General features: G+C 64.2%; 19 protein-coding genes. 15 read left to right on the top strand and 4 right to left on the bottom strand.

What is annotated here, in order from left to right; translation table 11 throughout:
* The first annotated feature begins 73 nt into the window (after positions 1-73).
* The 15 genes from AB8841_RS11635 to AB8841_RS11705 all read left to right on the top strand — a co-directional run bounded on the left by AB8841_RS11635 (position 74) and on the right by AB8841_RS11705 (position 19,183).
* Positions 74-448 (top strand): SemiSWEET family sugar transporter, encoded by a 375-nt coding sequence (locus AB8841_RS11635; RefSeq protein WP_370436013.1) that lies wholly within the window; start codon positions 74-76, stop codon positions 446-448.
* 26 nt (positions 449-474) lie between these two features.
* Positions 475-1,656: a DNA topoisomerase IB gene (locus tag AB8841_RS11640; RefSeq protein ID WP_370436014.1), complete on the top strand. Its 1,182-nt coding sequence runs from the start codon at positions 475-477 to the stop codon at positions 1,654-1,656.
* A 60-nt stretch (positions 1,657-1,716) separates the two neighbouring features.
* Complete coding sequence (locus AB8841_RS11645) at positions 1,717-2,055, top strand: hypothetical protein (RefSeq protein WP_370436015.1); 339 nt, start codon at positions 1,717-1,719, stop codon at positions 2,053-2,055.
* 271 nt (positions 2,056-2,326) lie between these two features.
* Positions 2,327-3,130: an MBL fold metallo-hydrolase gene (locus AB8841_RS11650; RefSeq protein ID WP_370436016.1), complete on the top strand. Its 804-nt coding sequence runs from the start codon at positions 2,327-2,329 to the stop codon at positions 3,128-3,130.
* A 150-nt stretch (positions 3,131-3,280) separates the two neighbouring features.
* A complete protein-coding gene (locus tag AB8841_RS11655; RefSeq protein WP_370436017.1) occupies positions 3,281-4,717 on the top strand; it encodes a cytochrome ubiquinol oxidase subunit I in 1,437 nt (478 codons plus the stop codon).
* Between the two features lie 11 nt (positions 4,718-4,728).
* Entirely contained in the window at positions 4,729-5,772 is a 1,044-nt protein-coding gene (gene cydB / locus AB8841_RS11660; RefSeq protein WP_370436018.1) for a cytochrome d ubiquinol oxidase subunit II, read from the top strand.
* 117 nt (positions 5,773-5,889) lie between these two features.
* On the top strand, positions 5,890-6,021 hold the full coding sequence (locus AB8841_RS11665; protein ID WP_370436019.1) for a hypothetical protein: 132 nt from the start codon (positions 5,890-5,892) through the stop codon (positions 6,019-6,021).
* Positions 6,022-6,743: 722 nt separating this feature from the next.
* Positions 6,744-8,519 (top strand): type I secretion system permease/ATPase, encoded by a 1,776-nt coding sequence (locus AB8841_RS11670; RefSeq protein ID WP_370436020.1) that lies wholly within the window; start codon positions 6,744-6,746, stop codon positions 8,517-8,519.
* Entirely contained in the window at positions 8,520-9,842 is a 1,323-nt protein-coding gene (locus AB8841_RS11675) for an HlyD family type I secretion periplasmic adaptor subunit (protein ID WP_370436021.1), read from the top strand.
* A 316-nt stretch (positions 9,843-10,158) separates the two neighbouring features.
* Complete coding sequence (locus AB8841_RS11680) at positions 10,159-12,393, top strand: trehalose-6-phosphate synthase (RefSeq protein ID WP_370436022.1); 2,235 nt, start codon at positions 10,159-10,161, stop codon at positions 12,391-12,393.
* On the top strand, positions 12,386-13,156 hold the full coding sequence (gene otsB, locus AB8841_RS11685) for a trehalose-phosphatase (protein ID WP_370436023.1): 771 nt from the start codon (positions 12,386-12,388) through the stop codon (positions 13,154-13,156). The genes AB8841_RS11680 and otsB overlap by 8 nt, the downstream gene beginning before the upstream one ends.
* Positions 13,157-13,160: 4 nt before the next feature.
* Positions 13,161-14,972: a glycoside hydrolase family 15 protein gene (locus AB8841_RS11690; protein ID WP_370436024.1), complete on the top strand. Its 1,812-nt coding sequence runs from the start codon at positions 13,161-13,163 to the stop codon at positions 14,970-14,972.
* Between the two features lie 101 nt (positions 14,973-15,073).
* The gene (locus AB8841_RS11695) at positions 15,074-16,009 is read left to right on the top strand and encodes a glucokinase (protein WP_370439250.1); all 936 of its coding nucleotides are present in this window, start codon (positions 15,074-15,076) and stop codon (positions 16,007-16,009) included.
* 69 nt (positions 16,010-16,078) lie between these two features.
* The gene (locus AB8841_RS11700; RefSeq protein WP_370436025.1) at positions 16,079-17,194 is read left to right on the top strand and encodes a succinylglutamate desuccinylase/aspartoacylase family protein; all 1,116 of its coding nucleotides are present in this window, start codon (positions 16,079-16,081) and stop codon (positions 17,192-17,194) included.
* Between the two features lie 405 nt (positions 17,195-17,599).
* A complete protein-coding gene (locus tag AB8841_RS11705; protein WP_370436026.1) occupies positions 17,600-19,183 on the top strand; it encodes a peptide chain release factor 3 in 1,584 nt (527 codons plus the stop codon).
* A gap of 96 nt (positions 19,184-19,279) precedes the next feature.
* Here AB8841_RS11705 and AB8841_RS11710 read toward each other — a convergent pair whose 3' ends face one another.
* From AB8841_RS11710 to AB8841_RS11725, 4 genes are all read right to left on the bottom strand, one after another.
* Complete coding sequence (locus tag AB8841_RS11710) at positions 19,280-20,182, bottom strand: sugar kinase (RefSeq protein ID WP_370436027.1); 903 nt, start codon at positions 20,180-20,182, stop codon at positions 19,280-19,282.
* Between the two features lie 78 nt (positions 20,183-20,260).
* Positions 20,261-21,169, bottom strand: a complete 909-nt coding sequence (locus tag AB8841_RS11715; protein WP_370436028.1) for an N-acetylglucosamine kinase — start codon at positions 21,167-21,169, stop codon at positions 20,261-20,263.
* 45 nt (positions 21,170-21,214) lie between these two features.
* A complete protein-coding gene (locus AB8841_RS11720; RefSeq protein ID WP_370436029.1) occupies positions 21,215-22,108 on the bottom strand; it encodes an N-acetylmuramic acid 6-phosphate etherase in 894 nt (297 codons plus the stop codon).
* Between the two features lie 216 nt (positions 22,109-22,324).
* Positions 22,325-23,350 carry a serine hydrolase domain-containing protein gene (locus AB8841_RS11725; protein ID WP_370436030.1) on the bottom strand — a complete coding sequence of 342 codons (1,026 nt, stop codon included), beginning with the start codon at positions 23,348-23,350 and terminating at the stop codon, positions 22,325-22,327.
* Between the last annotated feature and the right edge of the window lie 4 nt (positions 23,351-23,354).

Genomic DNA, 23,354 nt, shown 5'->3' on the forward strand with positions numbered 1-23,354 from the left:
CTAGCGGTCCGGCCCCTGAAGGGAACCACTCATTTCCCCCGTCCGTTCCACTCCGCCCGGAAAGGAGGCGTGAATGAATGAGTGGTTGCCGACGATTCTGGCGACGGTTGCGGGAATTCTGTCCACGGCAAGCTTCGTTCCGCAGGTGCTGAAGGCTTGGCGGGAGCGCGACACGGCCGCAATCTCGAAGCGCATGTATCTGGTGACGGTAACCGCCTTCACCCTGTGGTCGGTCTACGGTTTTCTGATCGGGGCCATGCCACTCATCGTCTTCAATCTGCTGAGCCTAGGCTTAAGCGGCACCATCCTGTTCCTGAAGATCCGCAACGAGCGCCAGAAGACCGGCCGCCAGAAGACCGGGAGCCAGAACACCGGGAGCCAAGTGACGCGGACGGGCAAGTCTGCCGCAGTCGCCGAGAAGGAACCCGGCATGGCGCAGTCCGGTTGACCCCCTGCTTCAAAGCAAGGCAAGACATGCTGCTCGATCCGCCGTCCTCCGCCGATTCCATCGTCGATCCGCGCGACGCCGCCGAAACGGCGGGGCTCACCTACGTCTCCGACGAGGAGCCGGGGATCCGGCGCAAGAGATCCGGGAAGGGGTTCACCTATCTGCGCCCCGACGGCAAGAAAGTGGAGGATCGGGCCACTCTCGACCGCATCAAGTCTCTCGCGATTCCTCCCGCCTATACGGATGTGTGGATCTGCCCCAGGGCCAACGGCCACATCCAGGCGACAGGCCGCGACGCGAAGGGGCGCAAGCAATATCGCTACCACGCCGCTTTCCGCGAGGCGCGGGAGAGCACGAAATACGAGCACATGCTCGAATTCGCGCGCGGCCTGCCGGCCATCCGCAGGACCATCGACGAGCACATGAGCCGGCGCGGCCTGCCACGCGAGAAGGTGCTGGCGACAGTGGTGCATCTGCTCGAGACCACGCTGATCCGTGTCGGCAACGAGGATTACGCGAAGCAGAACAAGAGCTATGGCCTCACGACGTTGCGCGATCCCCATGTAAAGGTGGAGGGCAGCGAGCTGCGCTTCCAGTTCAAAGGCAAGAGCGGCAAGATCTGGAAGCTGCAGGTCAAGGATCGCCGCATTGCCAAGATCGTGAAGGCCTGCCAGGATCTGTCGGGTCAGGATCTCTTCCAGTATCTCGATGACGACGGCGAGCACCAGTCGGTCACGTCCTCGGACGTGAACGCCTATCTGAAGGAGATCACCGGGCGCGACATCACCGCCAAGGATTTCCGCACCTGGGCCGGAACGGTTCTTGCCGCCCTCGCCTTGTCCGAGTTCGAGCAGTTCGACAGCGAGGCCAGGGCGAAGAAGAACATCCGCGCCGCCATCGAGCAGGTTTCTGCGCGCCTGGGCAACACGCCGACCATCTGCCGCAAGTGCTATGTGCATCCCGAGGTGTTCTCCTGCTATCTCAAGGGCGAATTGCTGCTCGAGATCAAGGGGAGGGTCGAAGCCGAGCTGCGCGAGGACCTGCCCTCGCTCCGGCCCGAAGAGGCCGCGGTGCTGAGCCTGCTGCAGGAGCGGCTCTCCGAGGAGATCGGGCGGCAGACGGAAAAGCCGGCCGAAAAGCCCGAAAGGGGCCGGCGCTCTTCGACGGGCCGGAAACAGGCCGGAAGCCGGCCGGAGCTGCCGGCGTGACACCTTGACCCGAGCGCGGTCCCATGCTGCATCTCCCCGGCGCAGGAGCCGAGGGATGAGATGGGCCGCTCGATCGTAACGCTGACGTCGCTCGCGATCATGCTGGCCGGATCGGCTGGCGCTGCGCGCCTGGCCGCGCAGGAGCCGAGCTGGGTCGAGGTGAAATGCGCCCGCTACAAAAAAGCCTGGAGCGAGGCCCTCGACCGGACGAAGGCAAAGGGCCTGGGACGGGAGTTTCTCGAACGGCACGATGCTTTTCTGGCGTCCGGCTGTACGACGAAGGCGAACGTCTGCCCACGTTCCGACGAGGAGATGGCGGTCGCGAACATGATGGTCGTCGCCGCCATGAATGCCGGAACGGCAAGCACTTTCCCTCCCTTCGCCTGCAGCAAGGATTAGAGCATCGGACGTGAAAAGTGGATTTGATCTTTTGGGATTGGATCCGATGCTCCCATCTTGGAAAGAGCGCATCGTTCTGGCGAAAAACCGGAGCCACTTTCTCGCACGATGCTCTAGCTGCTGCCTGCGCCGTCTCGAACATTTTCCTCGGCTCTGGCGTTAGGCTTTCGCTTCATCCCGCCAGCGAGGCTTTCCCATGCGCATTCATCATCTCAATTGCGGCTGCATGTGTCCGGTCGGAGGACGACTTTGGGATGGGGTGAGCCGGGGAATGACCGGGCAGCTCGTGTGCCATTGCCAGTTGGTCGAAACGGACGGCCACGGGCTGGTCCTCGTCGATACCGGCTTCGGATCCCGCGATGTGGACGACCCTTACGGGCGCATGAGCCCGTTGTTCGTCAACATGAACCGGATCCAGCTCGATCATCGCTACACGGCACTGGAGCAGGTAAGGAACTTGGGCTTTTCGCCACGGGACGTTCGCCATATCGTTCTGACGCACCTCGATTTCGACCATGCGGGCGGGCTCGAGGATTTTCCCGAGGCGAGGGTTCACGTGCTGCGCGCGGAGGCGGAGGAGGCGGAGGTCCGCCAAGGCTTCATCCATCGGCGGCGCTACCGCCCGGAGCAATGGGACGAGGTGCGCGACTGGCGCTTCTACGATCCGTCGGGCGAGAACTGGTTCGGCTTCAATTCCGTGCGCGATCTCGACGGCCTTCCGCCCGAGATCCTGATGGTTCCGCTGCCCGGCCACACGATGGGACATGCGGGGATCGCCATCGATACGCCGGAAGGCTGGCTTCTCAATGCGGGCGACGCCTATTTCTACCGTCACGAAATGGATGAGGAGCCGTCCTGCACGCCGGGCCTTCTCGCCTATCAGACGCTGATGGAAGAGAACCGGGCCATGCGCCTGCGCAACCAGGAACGCTTGCGGGACCTGGCGAACGACCCTTCCACCAACGTGCGGATCTTCTGCAGCCATGATCCGGTCGAACTGGAGGCCCTGCAGCGCCTCAGCACCGGGTGGCGGCCGCTTTACGCGGAATCTGTTCCGATTCCTCGCTACTCCTAGGACCGGAGCCTCTGGTCCCGTGCGGCCCGCGCCCTAAAAGCCAAGGCTGGACGGCGGCGCATCGTCCGATGTCCCGCCCGGGAGAGACGCGTCGGACGGATCCTGAAACGTGGCTTCCACTTTCGGGGCGATGCTTGAGAGGGAGGCGGTATGGAACTCGATGCCCTGATACTGTCGCGCATCCAATTTGCGTTCACGATCTCGTTCCACATCATCTTTCCGGCCTTCACCATCGGCCTTGCGAGCTGGCTCGCCGCGCTCGAATTCAACTGGCTGCGTACGAAGAACCCGCTTTACCGCAATCTCTTCCGGTTCTGGGTCAAGGTCTTCGCCGTATCCTTCGGCCTCGGCGTCGTGTCGGGCATCGTCATGAGCTACCAGTTCGGCACCAACTGGTCGCGCTTCTCCGAGTTCACCGGCAATGTGCTGGGTCCCGTCATCGCCTACGAGGTCATCACGGCCTTCTTCCTGGAAGCGGCCTTTCTCGGCATCATGCTCTTCGGTTGGGAGAGAGTGGGCGACCGGCTGCATTTCTTCGCCACCTGCATGGTCGCCCTGGGAACCTTGATTTCCGCCTTCTGGATTCTCTCCGCCAACTCCTGGATGCAGACGCCGGCAGGCTTCGCCATCGAGAACGGCAAGGCGGTGCCGGTCGACTGGTTCAAAGTCGTCTTCAACCCGTCCTTTCCCTTGCGTTACGCGCATATGGTGATGGGCTGCTACATCACCACCGCTTTCGCGGTCGCCGGCATGTCGGCGTGGATGCTCCTTCGCCACCGGCACGACGCGCCGGAAGCCAAGCTCGCGGCTTCCCGACGCTCCCTATCGATGGCCTTGTGGTTCGCGGCCATCTTCGTGCCCGTCCAGATCGTGATCGGTGACCTTCATGGATTGGGGGTGCTGGAATATCAGCCGACGAAACTCGCGGCGATCGAAGGCAATTGGGAGCGAATGTCCAACATGCCGCTGCGCCTTTTCGCCATTCCCGACGAGGGGGCTGAAACCAATTATTACGAGATCGGCATTCCGAAGATCGGCAGCTGGGTTCTGACCCATGCCTATGACGGCGTCGTGCCGGGCCTCAAGGAGGTGCCACGGGAGAACCGGCCGCCGGTCTGGCCCGTCTTCTTCTCGTTCCGCATCATGGTTGGCTTGGGCTTCGCCATGCTCGGGATCGGGTTGTGGAGCCTGTATCTGCGCTGGAAGGGAACGCTGTTCACCGACAGAATCTTCCTCACCGCCACGATGCTCATGACGCCCTCAGGCTTCGGTGCGGTGCTGTTCGGCTGGTTCACGGCGGAAATCGGCCGCCAGCCTTACGTGGTCTACGGGCTGATGCGCACCGCCGATGCGGTTTCACCCGTCGCGGCGGGAGCGGTGACGGCGTCGCTCCTCACCTTCTTCGTCGTCTATGCCTTCATCTTCGGGTTCGGTTCCTACTATCTCGCCAAGCTTTTGCGGCGTGGGCCCGATCCCGCCGAGGACATTCGCGGCGACGATCTCCGCAAGAAGCCGAAGCGTCCGTTCTCCGCATCGGACGAAGGGATCGAGGGCAGGTCCGGCCATCGGGCCCAGCCGGCGGAATAGGAGGCGCGAGCATGTTCGGCTTTGGCAATGAACACGAGGGTCTCGCCTTCTGGCTGCCGCTGATCTGGGCCGGGTTGATCGCGCTGGCCGTGGCGATGTATGTGATCGTCGACGGGTTCGACCTCGGGGTCGGAATCCTGTTCAAGGCGGCCCGCAGCGAGAACTGGCGCGACCGGATGATGGTCTCCGTGGCTCCGATCTGGGACGGCAACGAAACCTGGCTCATTCTCGGCGGAGGCGGCCTCTTCGCCGTGTTCCACATCGCTTATGCGGTGCTCATGCCCGCGCTCTACGTGCCGATCATTCTCATGCTGATCGCCCTGATCTTTCGCGGCGTGGCCTTCGAGTTCCGCTTCAAGGCCGATCGCTCGAAATTCCTCTGGGACAACGCGTTCTTCTTCGGCTCGCTGCTGGCGACTTTCTTCCAGGGCATGGTGCTGGGCGCCTTCGTGCAGGGCTTTGCCAATGACGGGCGCCAGTTCACCGGCGGCACCTTCGACTTCCTCACGCCCTTCAGCGTCGTCACGGGCCTCGGCCTCATCTGCGGCTACGGCCTTCTCGGCGCGACCTGGTGCGTGATGAAGACCACGGGCGAGCTCGAAATCTGGGCGCGGCGCATGGCGGTGCGTTTCCTGGGAGCGACGGTCCTCGCCATGGCGGTCGTGTCCGTCTGGGTCCCGTTCCTCGGGCGGCAGATCGAGATGCGCTGGTTCTCCTGGCCCCATGTCGCCTTCGTGGCGCCGGTTCCGCTGATTACCGGCTATGTGGCCTACCGCCTGCTCCGCGATCTGGACGAAGGGCGCCCCTATCGGCCGTTCTTCCTCGCCGTCGGCCTCTTCCTGCTGGGCTATCTCGGGCTGGGCATCAGTCTGTTCCCGTACATCGTGCCGCCGAACCTGACGATCTGGGATACGGCCAACACCGTTCATTCCCAGCTCTTCGCGCTCGTGGGCTTCGCCATCGTGATGCCGATCACCTTCGCGTACACGGCTTATGCCTATTACGTGTTCCGAGGGAAGGTGGCCGATGACGTCCGGGGCGGCTACGGGTACTAGCGCATCGTGCGAAACAGTGGATCCGGTTTTTCGCCCGAACGATGCGCTCTTTCCAAGGAGGGAGCATCGGATTCGATCCCAAAAGTGGATTCCACTTTTGGGTCCGATGCTCTAGCGATGACGGCGGACACGCACCGCCCGCCCGGAGGGCGCCTGAAGCGCCTCACGTGGTTCGTGCTGATCTATCTCGCGAGTCTCGCGGCTTTCACCGCCCTGGTCTACGGGTTGAAGCTCGTCATCCCGCGATAAAGGCGGCCGGGATCAAGTCGCACACATCTCCATCGGGGCTGCGATGCTGCTCGTGTGAGAGACCTTCAGCCCTGCCATAATCTGGCCTTCGATCCGGGTGAGAAGGTCCTGAAGAACAGGACTTAGAGCATCGGACCCCAAGTGGACTTGCACTTTTGGGATCAATTCGATGCTCAAACTATAGAACAGCGCATCGCTTGCTGCGAAAAGCCGGGTCTACTGTTTCGCACGATGTGCTAGCGCCAAGGTTCCGAAGGGTGACCACACCCTCTCCGCCACCTTCGGAATCTCCCCGTGAAGGGAAACAGAGGCGCTATCGGGCGTGTTCATAATGCGACCTCATTTCTGGGTCACAGACCGCGCATTGTATTAACGAAGAGTTATTTTCGAACGGGAGGGGGCATTACGTTCCCCTCCAAATAGAGGGCAAGACTACGCCTTCTGAAAATTTGACGACACTTTTAGTTGACAATTGCGTATGAAATAGGGTTACAAGTTAGATGGCGTAACGGAAGCGCCGACTTTGGGGGCCTCTCGCTATCCTTAAGAGCACCACGAAGGCAGGGAAATCGAATTCGGACCTGCTAGGATGCTCTTATGGTCCAAAGCCCGACATCGAAGTTGTCGCAAGACAGCGGGTCGTTTGATAGGATATAACCTGTCGATCAATCCGCTGAACTGAACGGTGTGCCGCGCAGCCGGACCATCGATGGAAAGAGATAATGAAGCAAACATCGAGAAATCGGGAAGAGAGCACGGAAGTCCAAGACGCTCTGAAATCGTGCCTGCCTTCCTTTACGAACGTCGCCATTTTCTCGGCGGTCGTGAACATCCTGGCGCTGACCGGTTCGATTTACATGCTCCAGGTCTACGACCGGGTCCTGTCGAGCCGGAGCATTCCGACCCTGATCGGGCTTTCGCTGATCACCCTGGCGGCTTTTGCCCTGTCCGGCGGTCTCGACATGCTGCGCGGCAGGATGCTCGCCCGCATCGGTGCCCGCTTCGACGAGATCCTCGCGCCTCGCGTCTTCGACCTGGTCGCCACCATGCCTCTGAAGGGAGCCAAGGCGTCCGAGAGCATGCAGCCGATCAGGGACGTGGATACGATCCGCGGCTTCCTGTCGAGCCTGGGCCCCACGGCTCTCTTCGACATGCCGTTCATGCCGATCTTCCTCATCGGCTGCTTCATGATCCATCCGTGGATCGGCGTCTTTTCCGTGATCGGCGGCGTGTGCATCATCATTCTGACGATCTACACGGACGCCAAGAGCAAGGAGCCGTCCTACGAGTTGACGAAGAGCGGCGCCGAACGGCACGCCCTGGCGGAAACCAGCCGCCGCAACGCGGAGGCGATCCGCGCCCTCGGCATGCTCGGCCATCTCGGCAAGCGCTATGACGAGGTGCATGTCCGCCACGTCAATGACGGCCTCGTCGCCAGCGAATCCTCGGCGGGCATCAGCGCCTTCGCCAAGGTGTTCCGCATGGCCCTGCAATCCGGCATTCTGGGCCTCGGCGCCCTCCTGGTGATCGAGGGGCAGATGTCCGGCGGCCTGATGATCGCGGGGTCGATCCTCATGTCCCGCGCCCTTGCGCCCATCGAAATCGCGGTGGCGAACTGGAAGGGCTTCACTGCCTCCCGCCAAGCCTATCGTCGCCTCCAGCACATCATGACCCTGGTTCCGGCGCAGGGCCAGCGCATGCCGCTGCCCGCCCCGAAGCAGGCCGTCTCGGTGGAGGAGGTCTATGTTTCGGCTCCGGGCGCCCAGCTCCCGATCGTGCAGGCGGCCTCCTTGAGGCTGCAGGCCGGCCAGGGCCTGGGCCTGATCGGGCCCAGCGCTTCCGGCAAATCGTCCTTGGCCCGCGCACTCGTCGGCGTCTGGCCCACCCTGCGCGGCGAGATCCGGCTCGACGGTGCCGCCCTCGACCAGTGGGAGCCCGACAATCTCGGGCGTCACATCGGCTATCTGCCGCAGGACGTGGAGCTGTTCGAGGGCACGGTAGCCGAGAACATCTCGCGCTTCCATCCGAATGCGAAGCCCGAGGACGTGATCGCGGCCGCGAAGGTGGCTGGCGCCCATGATCTGATTCTCAACCTGTCGGACGGCTACGATACGCGCATCGGCGAAGGCGGAGCCTCCCTGTCGGGCGGCCAGCGCCAGCGTGTCGCCCTGGCCCGGGCGCTCTACGGCGATCCTTTCCTCGTCGTGCTCGACGAGCCGAATGCCAGCCTCGACGGTGCGGGCGACGAAGCCCTGAACCAGGCAATCCTTGCTGTTCGGCAGCGCGGCGGCATCGTCATCGTCATCACCCATCGCCCGGCCGCTCTCGGGCAGGTCGACCAGGTCGCCATCATGGAAGAGGGCCGCATCAAGGCCATAGGCCCGCGGGACGAAGTTCTGCAGGGTGTGATGAAACGCAATATGACTCCGGCGCCAGCGCCCGCAGTGCGGGTGCAGCCGGCGCAGGCGCAGGCGGGCAACCTGCGGGAGGTTGGTTAAATGATCGTCATCCAGAAACCCCAGAAGCCTTCGTTGCACGAGAAGGTTCTGCGCCGGTCGAGCGTCGCGGGCCTGTCGATGATCGCCCTGTTCGCCGGTACGATCGGACTTTGGGCGGCAACCTCGACCCTGTCGGGCGCCGTCGTGGCCGGCGGCCAGTTCGTGGTCGACAGCAGCGTCAAGAAGATCCAGCATTCCACCGGCGGAATCGTCGGGGAGCTGAAGGTGAAGGACGGCGACCGCGTCAAGGCGGGCGACCTCCTCCTCCGCCTGGACGAGACCCTGACCCGCGCCAATCTTCTGGTGGTGTCCAAGCAGCTCGACGAGTTCATCGGGCGCCAGGCGCGCCTGGAGGCCGAGCGCGACGGCACGAACGAGGTCAAGACGCCGCAGGAATTCGCGGATCGCCTCGGCGAAGCCGCCGTCCAGAAGATCCTGGCCTCCGAGCGCACGCTCTTCGAGGCGCGCCGCGCCGCGCGCGACGCCCAGAAGGATCAGCTCAGGAAGCGCATCTCCCAGTCCCAGGACGAGATCACGGGCCTGAAGGCGCAGCAGGAGGCGAAGTCCCGCGAGGCCACTCTGATCAAGGAGGAGCTCGTCGGTGTCCGCGATCTCTATCAGAAGAACCTGGTGCAGCTCCCGCGCCTGAATGCGCTCGAGCGCGATGCCGCCAGCATCGAGGGGCAGCGCGGCCAGCTCATCGCCTCCGTGGCTCAGGCCGAAAGCCGGATCGCCGAAACCTCGTTCCAGATCATCCAGATCGACGAGCAGATGCGGGCGGAAGCGATGCAGGAGCTGCGCGATATCCAGAGCAAGATCGCCGAGTACAGCGAGCGGCGAGTGGCGGCTGAAGATCAGCTGAAACGCACCGATATCCGCGCGCCGAGCGACGGCTACGTCCACCAGCTCAATGTGCACACCATCGGGGGCGTCATCTCTCCGGCCGAGCCCGTCATGCTCATCGTTCCCACGAACGACAGGCTCGAGCTCGAGGCGAAGGTGCTTCCCAACGACATCGACCAGGTGAAGATGGGGCAGAAGGCGATCGTCAAGGTGCATGCTTCGAATGCGCGCATGATGCCCGACCTGCACGGTACGGTCAGCCGCATCTCGGCGGACGTGTCCCGCGACCAGCAATCGGGCGTGACGTTCTATACGATCCGCGTGGAGCTGCCTCAGGAGGAGATCTCTCGCCTCGAAGGCTTGCATCTCATCGCCGGCATGCAGGCCGAAGTCTTCGTCGAGGTCAACGAGCGCACGCCCCTGGAATACTTCTTCAAGCCCATGAAGGATCAGATCGCCCGCGCCTTCCGCGAGCACTAGCATCGCGTTTTCGCCTTCGCGCGACCAGGGAGCATCGGCCTGATTCGAAAGGAAAATTTCCTTTTCGAATCCCGAGTGCCGGATCACCTCGAAGGGGATCGTTCAGACCGCGCCAGGTCCATAAGGCCTGGCGCGGTTTTTTAATGCCCGGGTCACCGGACCCGGCCTCAAACCTGGAAAGTTCGTGACAGGAACCCATAACAGTGACGGGCGAGCCTCCAGGGCAGCGCCCGGACGGGGGCGGAACGTCGCAAAGGTTTCGACATTTCGCCCGCGCTCACTCGAAATGTCTTGGGTATCCTGAGGAAGCAGAGGTTTGAGGATTATTTTTCGCTTCGGCGGTATTGCGTTGCTTGTTGCGGCCATCGTCATCCTGGCCGTTCTCCCGTTCGCCACCTCCTTCGTCGAGCAATGGGCCCGGCGGGATGTGGAATTGCGGTCTCAGCTCGTCTTCAATTCGGCCCGGGATCAGGTCGCCGGTTTCCTGGCGCGCGACGATGAGGGAAGGCTTACGAATCTCTTCGAGCGAATCGCTTCCGACGAGCGGGTTCTCGCCATCGGCTATTGCGACGGGTCGGAACTGCGTTCGCCGACGCGGAACATGCCGCCGTCCTTCTCCTGCGAACAGGCGGCCCGGGGCGAAACCGTGAGCTTTTCCACCATCCGAAGCGACGGCCGCAACATCCTGGTCAGTTCGTTTCCGCTCACCGCCGCAGGACGCGAGGGGCACTTGGTGGTGCTGCATGATCTGAGCTACGCGGAACTTCGCGGTGGGGAGGCCCGGAACTACCTGTTCCTGGCTCTCGTCGGGGTCGCCTTCGGGGCGGCCGCCCTCGCGGCCCTGATCGCGGCCTTCATCATGCGCCGATGGCTCGCCTCCATCCGGCAGGCCCTGGACAATGCCCGCGCGGGCGCAGCAGGCCCGCCCGAGCGGGAGGACATCATTCCTCTCGGCCAAGAAATCCGGGACGTCCTGCAGGAGCTGGAATCCTCGCGCCGGACCATCGATGCGGCCCATACGGACTGGAGTCCCGAGACCCTGCGCGCGGCCCTCTCGAACGAGCTGTCGGGGTCCGAGGTGATCGTGGTCTCGAACCGCGAGCCCTACATTCACAACCGGACGGAAAACGGAGGGATCTCGCTGCAGATCCCGGCGAGCGGGCTCGTCTCCGCCCTGGAGCCGGTGGTGCGCGCCTGCGGCGGCACCTGGGTGGCCCATGGCAGCGGAACGGCCGATCGCGACACGGTGGATGCGAACGACCGGGTGCCGGTGCCGCCCTCCCAGCCCACCTACACGCTGCGCCGGGTCTGGCTGACCGACGAGGAGCAGGACGGCTATTATTACGGCGCCGCCAATGAGGGGCTCTGGCCGCTCTGTCACATCGCCTTCGTGCGGCCGGTCTTCCGCGAACAGGACTGGCAGTATTACCGCTCCGTCAACGAGAAGTTCGCCGATGCCATCGTGGCGGAGGCCAAGCGCGAAGACCCGATCATTCTGGTGCAGGATTATCATTTCGCCCTTTTGCCGCGCATGATCCGCAACCGGCTGCCGCAGGCGACCATCGTGACCTTCTGGCACATTCCCTGGCCGAACGCGGAAACCTTCGGCATCTGCCCGTGGCGCGAGGAAATCATCGACGGCCTGCTCGGCTCGTCGATCCTCGGCTTCCACACGCAGGCCCATTGCAACAACTTCATGGATGCGGTGGATTCTTACGTGGAAAGCCGCATCAACCGGGAAAACGACTCGATCACCTTCGGCGGCGAGGAAACCCTGATCCGTCCCTATCCCATTTCCATCGAGTGGCCCCCGACCGCCCTGGAGGGCCAGAAGCCCGTCGAGGAATGCCGTCGGGCCGTGCGCGAGCGGCTGGGGCTTCCCTTGGACATGCGCATCGGCGTCGGCATCGAACGGTTCGATTACACCAAGGGCATTCTCGACCGGATGCAGGCGATCGATGCGCTGCTGACCGAGCATCCCGAATGGCGGGGCCGTTTCTCCTTCGTCCAGGTGGCGGCTCCCACCCGCAGCAAGCTCGCGAATTACCGGCAGCTGCAGGAGGAGGCCGAGGCGCTCGCGCGGGACATCAACGAGCGGCATGGCGACAACGGCTACGAGCCGATCAAGCTCCTCATCCGGCATCACGAGCCCAACGAGGTGTTCGAGCTGTTCAGGTCGGCCGACCTCTGCATCGTGTCGAGCCTCCACGACGGCATGAATCTCGTGGCCAAGGAATTCGTGGCGGCACGTGACGACGAGGAGGGCGTCCTGATCCTGTCCGCCTTCGCCGGCGCATCGCGCGAATTGTCGGAAGCGCTGATCGTGAACCCCTACAACGCCCATGCCATGGGTGAGGCCATCAACCGCGCGCTCACGATGCCCCAGACGGAGCAGCGCGAGCGGATGCGCCTGATGCGCGACCAGGTGAAGGAGCGCAACGTCTATCGCTGGGCCGGGCAGATGCTGCTCGCTGCGTCCCGCCTGCGCAAGCGGCAGAGAATCCGGCGATTGATCGCAGCAGGCAGAAACCGGGCCGTCGCCCATGTATGACATCCCCGTTCAGACTTCCCGCGAGGAGGGGGCCTATGCTCTCTTTCTCGATTTCGACGGAACGCTCGTGGACATCGTGGACCGTCCGGAGGCGGTCGTGGTGGACCCGGCGCTGCCCGGCACTCTTCTGCGTCTTCAGGAGAGGCTCGGTGGCGCGCTCGCCATCGTCAGCGGCCGGCCCATCGCGTTTCTCGACCGGCACTTCCAGCCTCGTCGCTTCGACATGGCGGGATTGCACGGCCTCGAACAGCGCATCGCGGGCGAGCTTCATCTGTGTGAGCCGGACGAGCACCCCCAGTTGCGCCGGATGATCGGTCGCTTGACGGACGTGGTCGCCGGCAAGACCGGCGTCCTGATCGAGGACAAGGGCTGCTCCGTCGCGATCCACTGGCGTCTTGCGCCGCAGGAAAAGGAGTTCGCGCTCGCCACGGCCCATGCCGCCGTCGAGGCGCTCGGAAGCGAATACCGTCTTCAGTACGGCAAGGCGGTGGCCGAGATTCTTCCATCGGCGGCCGGCAAGGGAAAAGTCATCGAGCATTTCCTCCACGAGGCGCCCTACAGGGGGCGCCGGCCCATCTTCATCGGTGACGACCTGACCGACGAGAACGGCTTCAAGACGGTGAACGCCCGCGGCGGCCTGTCCATTCGGATCGGTTCCGGCGATACCCTTGCCAAGGTTCGCCTGGGAACGCCTGCCGATCTGCGACATTGCCTGTCCATATGGGCTACGGATGGCTGTCTCCCCTTCAACCTGGATGATTGATCAGATGAGTTCGTTGGACCTCGCCGTCATCGGCAATTGCATGATCTCGGCCCTGGTGGACCGCCGGGCTCAGATCGTCTGGAGCTGCTTTCCCCGCTTCGATGGCGATCCGGTCTTTTCGGCCTTGCTCGATTGCCCGGACGGGCGGACGGACGCGGAACAGCAGGGCGTGTTCGCCATCGACATGGTCGGCATGGTCAGCTGCGAGCAGTGCTATCTGCAGAACACCGCCGTTCTCGTTTCCCGCATGACGGATTCCTTCGGCAACATCCTCGAGATCACGGATTTCGCCCCACGATTCAAGCATTTCGACCGCACCTTCCGGCCGCCGCTGCTGATCCGCCGCGTGACGCCCGTCAAGGGGCGTCCCCGCATCCGCGTGAGGCTGCGGCCGCATTACGAATGGGGTGGCTGCGCTCCGGACACGACCCGGGGCAGCAATCACCTGCGTTTCGTGGGGCCGCATTATTCCTTGAGGCTGACGACCGATGCCTCCGTCTTCTACGTGCACGAGGAGCGGCCCTTCGTGGTGGAGCGGCCGATCTCCTTCTTCTTCGGAGAGGACGAGCCGCTGCGCTCCGAGACCGATACGACGGCCCGCGAGTTCCTCGACAGCACGATCGATTTCTGGCGCGACTGGGTGCGCTCGCTCTCCATTCCGTTCGACTGGCAGGAGGCGGTGATCCGCGCGGCGATCACGCTGAAACTCTGCAATTTCGAGGAAACGGGCGCTATCGTGGCGGCGCTCACCACCTCCGTGCCGGAAGCGCCGAACACGCAGCGCAACTGGGATTACCGCTATTGCTGGCTGCGTGATGCCTATTTCGTCATTCAGGCGCTGAACCGGTTGGGCACGACGAAGACGATGGAGGAATACCTCACCTACATCACCAATATCGTCGACGATATGAAGGCCATTCCCGATCAGAGGGATATGCCGCCACTGTTCAGCATCACGCGCTCGCCCGATCTCGAGGAGCGCGAGGCGACCGCATTGGCGGGCTATCGCGGCATGGGGCCTGTGCGTGTAGGCAATGCGGCCTATACGCAGATCCAGAACGATGCCTATGGCAGCATCGTTCTCGCCTCCGTGCACGCGTTTCTCGACAAGCGCTTGATCCGGGCGGTCGGCAACCGGGCCCTGTTTTCGCATCTCGAGGAGCTGGGGCAGCGCGCCATCGAGGTGTTCGATCAGCCCGATGCCGGGCCTTGGGAATTGCGCACCAAGGCGGCCGTGCACACCTTTCCGAGCGTGATGTGCTGGGCTGCCTGCGACCGCCTCGCCAAGATCGCCATCGCCATGGGTCGCGAGGACAGGGCCGCCTTCTGGCGCGAGAACGCCGATCGGATGCATCGGACGATCGATCAGCAGGCCTTCAATCCCGCGAAGGGAACCTTCGTCTCGTCCTTCGGGGGAGAGCATCTCGATGCGACGCTGCTTCTGCTCTCCGAACTCAATTTCGTGAAACCGGACGATCCGCGCTTCGTCGCCACCGTGGATGCAGTGGGCAAGACCCTGCGGCGCGGGGATCTTCTCCTGCGTTATGATGTGGAAGACGATTTCGGGCGCATGCACACGGCTTTCATGATCTGCGGCTTCTGGTACGTGGATGCCCTGAACGCCATCGGGCGCAGGGACGAGGCGAGGGAGTTGTTCGAGCGCATCCTGAGCTTGCGCAATTCTTTCGGTCTCTTTTCCGAGGATGCCGACTTCACGACCGGCGAGTTGTGGGGCAATTTTCCCCAGACCTACTCCATGGTGGGTCTCATCAACTCCGCCGTGCGCCTGAGCCGGAGCTGGGAAGACGCGCTCTGAGGGTGGCTGCTCCGTTCGGGGTCACAGGAGGATAGGCTCGCTCGATGTTCGCATTTCCCGTTCTGCTTGGAGACATCGGCGGCACGAATGCACGGTTTGCCGTGCTGCCCGCGCCCGGCGAGCCCGTTCACCTGCTGCCCCGCACCCTGACCGCCCAGACGCCCGATCCGGTCGGCGCCATCAGGATCGCCCTGCAGGGATATCAGGGGGAGGCGCCCCGCTCGGCCATGATCGCGGTGGCGACCCGGGTGGATGCGCCCGCCATTCGCCTCACCAACGCGCATTGGGTGATCGACGCCGAGGTGATCGGCAGGGCTCTGGGGCTCGAGCGCGTGACTCTCGTCAACGACTATACGCCCGTTGCGGCCTCCGTGGCGGTGTTGAGCGAGGAGAGGGGGGATCTCGCCCCCATCGGCAGCGGCCATCCGGGGTCGGGGGCCCGGGTGGTGCTCGGGCCGGGCACCGGTCTCGGGGCGGGCGCGCTGGTCCCCGTCGAGGACCGCTTGGCGATCCTGGCCACCGAGGCGGGACACATCGAGTTCGGACCGGCGACGGACGAGGAGGCGGCGCTCTGGCCGCATCTGGAGCGGGTCGGTGGCCGGGTCTCGGCCGAGGTGGTGCTGTCCGGTCCCGGGCTCTTCCGCATCGTGAAGGCGATCGCGGCCCATCGCTGCGTGGCTTGCCCCTACGACAAACCGAACGATGTCCTGTCCGCCGCCCGGGACGGAGACGAGCTGGCGCAGGCCGCGCTCGATCTCTTCTCCCGCTGGCTCGGGCGCTATGCGGGCGATATGGCGCTGACCTTCGAATCCTCCGGCGGCGTGTTCATCGCGGGCGGCATTGCGCCGCGCATGGTGGATATTCTCCAGAATGGCGGCTTCCGGGAGGCCTTCGATCACAAGGCGCCCCACGACGCCTGGGCGCGCAGGGTACCGGCTTTCGTGATCGTCAACGCGGAGCCGGCCTTGCAGGGGCTTGCCGCAATCGTTACCAATCCGGGACGCTTCGTGTTCAAGTCGCAAGGGTGGGCCGCCTGAGAGGGAGCCCGGCCTCTTGGGCACGGTTCACCGCAACCTCGCTCAGGCTGACGCAACCCTTCGCCCACCATGAAAACAGAACAGATCGCTCTTTCGCCGCTTGCTCCCGGTGCCGGCCTGTCGCTGACCGTTCACCGCTTCGGCGAGGCCGGCGCACGCCCACGCGTCTATGTGCAGGCCTCCCTCCATGCGGATGAGATCCCCGGCATGATCGCGGCCCATCACCTGCGCGAGCGTCTCGTGGCGCTCGAGGCGGAGGGCAGGATCAAGGGCGAGATCATCCTCGTTCCGTTCGCCAACCCGATCGGCCTCGCCCAGCGCGTTCTCGGCGATCACATCGGGCGCTTCAATCTTGCCGACGGCCTCAATTTCAACCGTGGCTATCCCTATCTGGTCCCCAAGGCGGCCGAGCGGATCAAGGGAAAGCTCTCGGCCGATCCGGATGCCAATGTCCGCCTGATCCGCGAGGCTCTGCGCGCCGAGCTCGACGCCTGGGAGACGAACAATCCCGCCGAGGTGATGAAGAAGGCGCTCCTCACCCTCGCCATCGAGGCCGATATCGTTCTCGACCTGCATTGCGACTCGGAGGCCGTCGAACATCTCTATACCCACACGCGCTCGGCGGACGAGTTCGCGCCGCTTTCCGCGCTCATCGGCGCCCAGGCGTACCTGCTCGCGGACGAGTCGGGCGACGATCCCTTCGACGAGGCCTGCAGCCGCCCCTGGGGCGAGCTGGCCGACCGTTTCCCGGATCATCCGATCCCCTTCAGCTGCCATTCCACCACTCTCGAATTCCGGGGCGAGCGGGATGTGAGCCATGAGCTGGGCCGGCGCGATGCGGCCTCGCTCATCGCCTACATGACCCTGCGCGGTGTCGTCGCAGGGGATGCTCCTCAGATTCCGGCCCCGCATTGCCGCCCGACGCCGCTTGCGGCGTCCGAGCCGGCTCCGGCGCCCGCCACCGGCATCGTGGTGTTCCTCGCCCAGATCGGAGACCACGTGAAAGCGGGAGACGTGATCGCGGATATCGTGGACCCGCAGACGGGTACCGTCACCCAGGCGAAGTCCCCCTGCGAGGGGGTGGTCTTCGCCCGGATCGCGCAGCGCTTCGTCACGAAGGGGGCACGGCTCGCCAAGGTGGCCGGCACCACGGCCCAGCGCACGGGCAAGCTCCTCAGCGCCTGACCTTCCAGAGCAACGGACGCGGGAAGTGGATTTGCCCTTTTGGGATTCCATCCGATGCTCCCTCCTTGGAAAGAGCGCATCGTTTGAGCGAAAAAGCCGGAGCCACTTTTTCGCACGATGCGCTCGGCAAAAAGAAAGGCCGCCTTGCGTAAGGCGGCCTTTCCATTGTCGGTTCCACGGCCCCAAGAGGAGCCGGACTTCACGTGCGTTACGCACCGATCTCGGCAGAGGCCAAGATCCAGGTCACGGCAACCGGGGACCGTAAGGTATGACAATGAGACACTGGATCACCTCCTTTCACTGTTGACGGGAAACCCCCATATGGGGTGAGAAGAATGATACGAAAGGGCGGAGCGCTGCGGCGTTCTGTCCTCCAACCGGGTTTCCCTGAAGTACCTGAGCGCCATGACCGATCTTCCGGCCCCTGTGGGCCGCCGCCGAACCTTTGCCATCATCTCGCACCCCGACGCGGGTAAGACCACGCTTACCGAAAAGCTCCTGCTGTTCGGGGGCGCGATCCAGCTCGCGGGCGAGGTGAAGGCCAAGAAGAACCGTGTTTCCACCCGGTCCGACTGGATGGGCATCGAGAAGGAGCGCGGCATCTCGGTCGTGACCTCGGTGATGACCTTCGAATACGGCGGATGCGTCTTCAACCTGCTCGACACGCCGGGCCACGAGGACTTCTCGGAGGATACCTACCGCACCCTCACGGCGGTGGACTCGGCCATCATGGTGATCGACGCCGCGAAGGGCATCGAGGCGCGCACGCGCAAGCTCTTCGAAGTGTGCCGCATGCGCGACATCCCGATCGTGACCTTCATCAACAAGTTGGACCGCGAGGCGCGCAGCCCCTTCGATCTGCTCGACGAGATCGAAAAGACGCTCGCCCTCGACACGGCGCCCGTCACCTGGCCCATCAGCCAGGGCAGGAGCTTCGCCGGCACATTCGATCTGCGGCGCAACGTGGTCCGCCGCATCGATACGGATGAGGAGCCGATGCCCGTTTCCGGCCCGGATGATCCGAAGGTGCTGAGCCTGGTGCCGCCGGAAGAGGCGGAGGCCTGGCGGGAAGAGGTCATGCTGGCGCAGGAAGCCTGCAAGCCGTTCGACCTCGACGCCTTCCGCGAAGGCCATCTCACGCCCGTGTTCTTCGGCAGCGCCCTGCGCAATTTCGGCGTCCGCGATCTCATCGATGCGCTGGCCGAATACGCTCCGCCCCCGCGCGGGCAGGAGGCGGACAAGCGCCTCGTGGAAGCGGGCGAGAGCCGCATGACCGGCTTCGTGTTCAAGATCCAGGCCAACATGGATCCGAACCATCGCGACCGCATCGCCTTCATGCGCATCTGCTCGGGAAAGCTCCAGCGCGGCATGAAGGCGAAGCTCGTGCGCACGGGCAAGCCCATGAGCCTCAACACGCCGCAATTCTTCTTCGCGCAGGACCGCGCGATCGCGGACGAGGCATGGGCAGGCGATGTGGTGGGCATCCCCAATCACGGCACCCTGCGCATCGGCGATACGCTGACGGAGGGCGAGGACATCGTGTTCCGCGGCGTTCCGAGCTTCGCGCCGGAAATCCTGCGCCGCATCAAGCTGCAGGATGCCATGAAGGCCAAGAAGCTGCGCGAGGCGCTGCAGCAGATGGCGGAGGAGGGCGTCGTCCAGCTCTTCGTTCCGCAGGACGGCTCCGGCGCCATCGTGGGCGTCGTCGGGGCGCTGCAGCTCGACGTGCTGAAGGAGCGCCTGGGCGCCGAGTACGGCCTGCCGATCGATTACGAGCCGACGCGGTTCTCGATCTGCCGCTGGATCACGGCGGACGACCAAAGAGAGCTCGACAAGTTCATCGAGAGCCACCTGTCGTCCATGGCGCGCGATCTCGACGAGGCGCCCGTGTTCATGGCGGCGAATACCTTCAATCTGCAATACGAGATGGACCGCTACAAAGCGATCCGGTTCTCGGATGTGAAGGATTATCAGAAGAAGGCGGCTTAACAGCCGCCTTTCTTTTTGGCTCTTGGGCGTCCTTGACTGTCCGCGTCATGGCTGGGCTTGTCCCGACCATGACGATGAGGAGCTGACGCCGGGCCCTCAGGCCGCCAGCTTGCGCTCGCTGAACCGCGCCTGCGTCTGCGCGATATCGTTCAGGTTCGGCAGGCTCGCCTCGTTGCCGAGATGCTGAATGGCGTGGGCGGATGCCGCGCGGGCGAAGATGAAATGTTCGCGCCAGGGCAGTTCGGGGCGCGCCATGGCGGAATAGACGTAAGCACCATGGAAGATGTCACCCGCGCCGTTGGTGTCCACCACCGTCGATGCGGGAATGTTGAGGGCGGGCAGGACGCTCTCCGTGCCGCTCTCGTCGTACCAGAGCATCCCGCGCTCACCCAAGGTCACGCCGCCGATCCTGCAGCCGCGGCCCTTCAGATAGGCCAGCATGCCGCTGGGGCTGAGGTCCATCTGCTCGCAGAGGCGCTCGGCCACGATGGCCACATCGATGAACTCGAGAAGCTCATGGGTGTTGGAGCGCAGGCCACCGCCATCGAGCGAGGTGAGAATTCCGGCCTCCCGGCAGGCCTTGGCGTAGTGCATCGCCGCATCGGCCTGGTGGCCGTCGAGGTGGAGCGCACGGCAATCCTGCAGGTTGAGCGGCGGCACCGGATGAAGATAGTGATCGTCGCGGCAGCGCACGATGGCGCGCTTGCCGCCGCGCGGCATGATGAAGGAGAGAGAGGATTCCTTCACTTTCCGGTGATGGACCGAAATCCCATATTTCGCCGCCATATCGATGAACATGCGGCCCAGCCAATCGTCGGCGATCGAGGTCAGAAGATCAGGCGCAATGCCGAGCTTCGCGCAGGCAAAGGCGGCCGTGACCGCGTTGCCGCCGAAGGAAATGGCGTAGTCCCGGGCAACGGTCTTTTCGTCTCCCGTGGGGAGTTCGTCCGCCAGGAACGTCACGTCGATATAGGTCTGGCCTACGAAGAGGGCTTGCATGGCTTCAACAACAACCTCAGTCCGAATGGAGACGGAAGTCTTGGACGAGGAGAGGCCATTAGGCAAGCCTCGCCATGGTCACGCCCTGGTCAGCGTGGCCGCGAGCCTCGCCGCGGTCAGGCCCGCATCCAGATCGGTCGTGATGAACTCGACCGGAGCGACAAGGTCCCGCCGGAAGGCTTCCGCCACGATGGGATGGAGGCGGGAGCTGCCGCCCGCCAGGGCGACGGGCCGGGGGCCGACGCGTTTGGTCAGGCTGTTGGCGAGACGGGCCAGCTCCTCGCCGGCCTCCTGCAGGATCCGCAGGGCCGTCTGGTCATCCGCCCTCGCGGCCTCCGAGACGGCCCTGGCAAGGGAGCCGATCTTGCCCCTGTCGCCGCCATAGACAAAGGAGCGCACTACGTTCCAGTCCGTGCCGCCGACGGCCTTCTCGAGATGGCGGCCCAGGGGCGTGGCCCACCCTTCGCCAGGGCTCTCCTCTTCCTTGCGCAGAATCGTCTTCAGAGCTTCGCGGGCGATCCAGAAGCCGGAGCCGCCGTCGTCGATCAGGTTCCCGCGTCCGCCGACCCGGATCACTTCCTTCGCGTCGGACAGGTAATAACCGATGGAGCCCGTGCCGCTATAGACGAGGATGCCTTCCCCCAGGGCGAAATAGGACAGGTACGCGATCCACATATCCTCCGCGACGAAGACCTTGTCGGGCAAAAGCTCGAAGATCTCCGCGAAGAGGGTGCGCATCTTCGCTTCGGACGGCGTGTCCCGGGTCAGGCCCGTGATGCCTGCGACGATGCCGAGGGGCTTGCCCTCGCGCAGAACGGCTTGAGCCATGTCGAGGATGATCTGGCGAGCCCGCTCCTCGGCGGCCGCGGAAAACAGGTGGCCGGTCAGCGGTTCCGCATTGCCCTTGGCAACGCAATGGCCTTCATCGTCCACCAATCGCCAGCGCGTCGCCGTTCCGCCCGCGTCGATGCCAAGCCCCAATGCCATGACGCTTTTTCCAACCCTTTTCTGCCATCGGCCCTCTGCGGCGCCTTATGTCTTCAGTGTCGAGAACTCTGCCAGGGCCCCGCGCAAATTGCCAGCACTGCGCGCAAGCGCGTCCCGCGCTTCCTGCGCGTTCGCCCCCATGGCGATGAGGACGGCAGTCTTCAGGTCGCCGCCTGCCTGGAGAATGGCATCGGCGGCTTTGGCCTCGTCGCAATCGGTGATCTGGCAGACCATGATCTCACTGCGGCGGCGCAGCTTCGCGTTCGTCGCGCGCATGTCCACCATGAGGCCGCGATAGACGCGTCCCATGCGTACCATGATGAGGGACGAGAGCAGGTTGAGGATGACCTTCTGGGCCGTGCCGGCCTTCATGCGGGTCGAACCGGCGATCACCTCTTCGCCCGTATCGGCGAGAATCGGATGGGAGCAGGACTGGAGAATCGGTGCGTCCGCGTTGTTGGAGATGCCGATGGTCTGCGCGCCGCGCGCGGCTGCTTCCTTCAGGACCGCGAGGGTGAAAGGAGTTCGGCCGCTTGCGGCGACGCCGATCACCACGTCGTTCGGGCCGATCCCGTTGTTGCGAATGCCGGCCGCGCCTTCCTCGACCGAATCCTCCGCGTTCTCCACCGCCTTCATGATGGCGCGATCGCCGCCGGCAATCAGGTAGACGAGCCTGTCGTCGGGCCAGTTGAAGGTGGGAGGCAATTCCGTGCCGTCCTGTACGCCGATGCGGCCGGAGGTGCCGGCGCCTGCATAGACCAGGCGTCCGCCCCGGTGCAGGCGCTGCGCGGCTTCTTCCGCCGCCGCAGCGATCGCCGGGAGCGCCGACCTGACGGCGGCGACGGCCGAGAGCTGCCCCTCGTAGAAGGCGGACAGGACATCGAGGCTCGGCCACGTATCGAGATCCTGAAATCGGGCGCTGAAATGTTCCGTTGCCATGGCCTGCCTTTCTAGAGCATCGGACCCAACAGTGGATTTGCACTTTTGGGATTCCATCCGATGCTCCCTCCTTGGAAAGAGCGCATCGTTGTTGCGAAAAACCGGGTCCACTTTTCCGCACGATGCGCTAGCAGACCAATATAGGTCCAGTTGGAGGCGCCAGCAATCGGGACTGGCTCACGGAGCGCCGGCCTCACCAGATATTTGCGGACATCCTTAAAGCCGGGTCCGGCCGTCGAACAACGCGATCACCTGCTCGCCCGTTGCACGGCGCAGATCCAGGATTCCGCTATCCTTGTGCCGCGAGGGGTGGACCCGGTTGGTCAGGAGAGACCAGGCGAGACCCCGGTCGAAATCGATCCAGAGTCCGGTCCCCGTGAAGCCCGTATGTCCGATGGTCGTGGGCGAGCAGGCATCGCCCCCGTGCCAGCCGGGGTAGAATCCCTCCCAGCCTACCGTCCGTTTCTCCGATTCCCGGCTTCTGATGGCCGCAAGCGAATGCGCCGAGAGAACCGAGCCGTCGAGAAGGCCGCGGGCGAAGTCCAGCACGCCGTCGATGGTGCCGAACAGGCCCGCGTGGCCGGAGGCGCCGCCCAGCGCGAAGGCGTTCTCGTCATGAACCTCTCCACGGATCACGCGCCCTCTCCACGTGCAGTTCTCCGTCGCCGCGCACAGGTGCGGGTCCGGACGGAAGGAGAGGTTTCGAGGGAGCGGATGCTCGATCAGAGGCCGTCCCGTGATGCGCTCGATGGCGATGCCGAGCAGCATGAAATTGATGTCCGAATAGACCGGCGGGCCGCTTCGCCAGACGCGCTGGAGGATGAAGGCTCGCAGCGTGTTCGGATCCTGCCCGTAGGTATAGAGCGGCTCGACGGCCGGCAGATGGGTCCGATGCGCAAGGCATTGGCGGAAGGTGAGCCGCCGTTCGGCGGCGTTCATGTCGTACTGGCGCAAGTCCGGGACGACCGCGATCAGCGGATCGTCGAGCGCGATGCGGCCCTCTTCCACGAGTTTCAGGACGGCCGTGGTCGTGAAGATCACCTTCGTGAGCGAAGCGAGGTCGAACCATGTCTCGCGCGAGAGACTCTCTTCATGAGGCTCGATCTGCGCAAGGCCGTTCCAGCGGACGGCGCGCCGTCCGTCGGCGGTGACGATGCCCAGCGCCGCGCCGGGAATGTCGCGACGCGTGATGGCGGCGGCGGCAGGCAGGAAGGCCTGGTCCACGATTTGTTCGAGGGGCATGGGC

Source organism: Microvirga sp. TS319 (assembly GCF_041276405.1).
Lineage (GTDB): Bacteria > Pseudomonadota > Alphaproteobacteria > Rhizobiales > Beijerinckiaceae > Microvirga.

Coding starts and splice junctions, on each gene's coding strand:
- AB8841_RS11635 (WP_370436013.1), top strand. CDS start 74: ATGAATGAGTGGTTGCCGACGATTCTGGCGACGGTTGCGGGAATTCTG.
- AB8841_RS11640 (WP_370436014.1), top strand. CDS start 475: ATGCTGCTCGATCCGCCGTCCTCCGCCGATTCCATCGTCGATCCGCGC.
- AB8841_RS11645 (WP_370436015.1), top strand. CDS start 1,717: ATGGGCCGCTCGATCGTAACGCTGACGTCGCTCGCGATCATGCTGGCC.
- AB8841_RS11650 (WP_370436016.1), top strand. CDS start 2,327: ATGACCGGGCAGCTCGTGTGCCATTGCCAGTTGGTCGAAACGGACGGC.
- AB8841_RS11655 (WP_370436017.1), top strand. CDS start 3,281: ATGGAACTCGATGCCCTGATACTGTCGCGCATCCAATTTGCGTTCACG.
- cydB (WP_370436018.1), top strand. CDS start 4,729: ATGTTCGGCTTTGGCAATGAACACGAGGGTCTCGCCTTCTGGCTGCCG.
- AB8841_RS11665 (WP_370436019.1), top strand. CDS start 5,890: ATGACGGCGGACACGCACCGCCCGCCCGGAGGGCGCCTGAAGCGCCTC.
- AB8841_RS11670 (WP_370436020.1), top strand. CDS start 6,744: ATGAAGCAAACATCGAGAAATCGGGAAGAGAGCACGGAAGTCCAAGAC.
- AB8841_RS11675 (WP_370436021.1), top strand. CDS start 8,520: ATGATCGTCATCCAGAAACCCCAGAAGCCTTCGTTGCACGAGAAGGTT.
- otsB (WP_370436023.1), top strand. CDS start 12,386: ATGTATGACATCCCCGTTCAGACTTCCCGCGAGGAGGGGGCCTATGCT.
- AB8841_RS11690 (WP_370436024.1), top strand. CDS start 13,161: ATGAGTTCGTTGGACCTCGCCGTCATCGGCAATTGCATGATCTCGGCC.
- AB8841_RS11700 (WP_370436025.1), top strand. CDS start 16,079: ATGAAAACAGAACAGATCGCTCTTTCGCCGCTTGCTCCCGGTGCCGGC.
- AB8841_RS11705 (WP_370436026.1), top strand. CDS start 17,600: ATGACCGATCTTCCGGCCCCTGTGGGCCGCCGCCGAACCTTTGCCATC.
- AB8841_RS11710 (WP_370436027.1), bottom strand. CDS start 20,182: ATGCAAGCCCTCTTCGTAGGCCAGACCTATATCGACGTGACGTTCCTG.
- AB8841_RS11715 (WP_370436028.1), bottom strand. CDS start 21,169: ATGGCATTGGGGCTTGGCATCGACGCGGGCGGAACGGCGACGCGCTGG.
- AB8841_RS11720 (WP_370436029.1), bottom strand. CDS start 22,108: ATGGCAACGGAACATTTCAGCGCCCGATTTCAGGATCTCGATACGTGG.
- AB8841_RS11725 (WP_370436030.1), bottom strand. CDS start 23,350: ATGCCCCTCGAACAAATCGTGGACCAGGCCTTCCTGCCTGCCGCCGCC.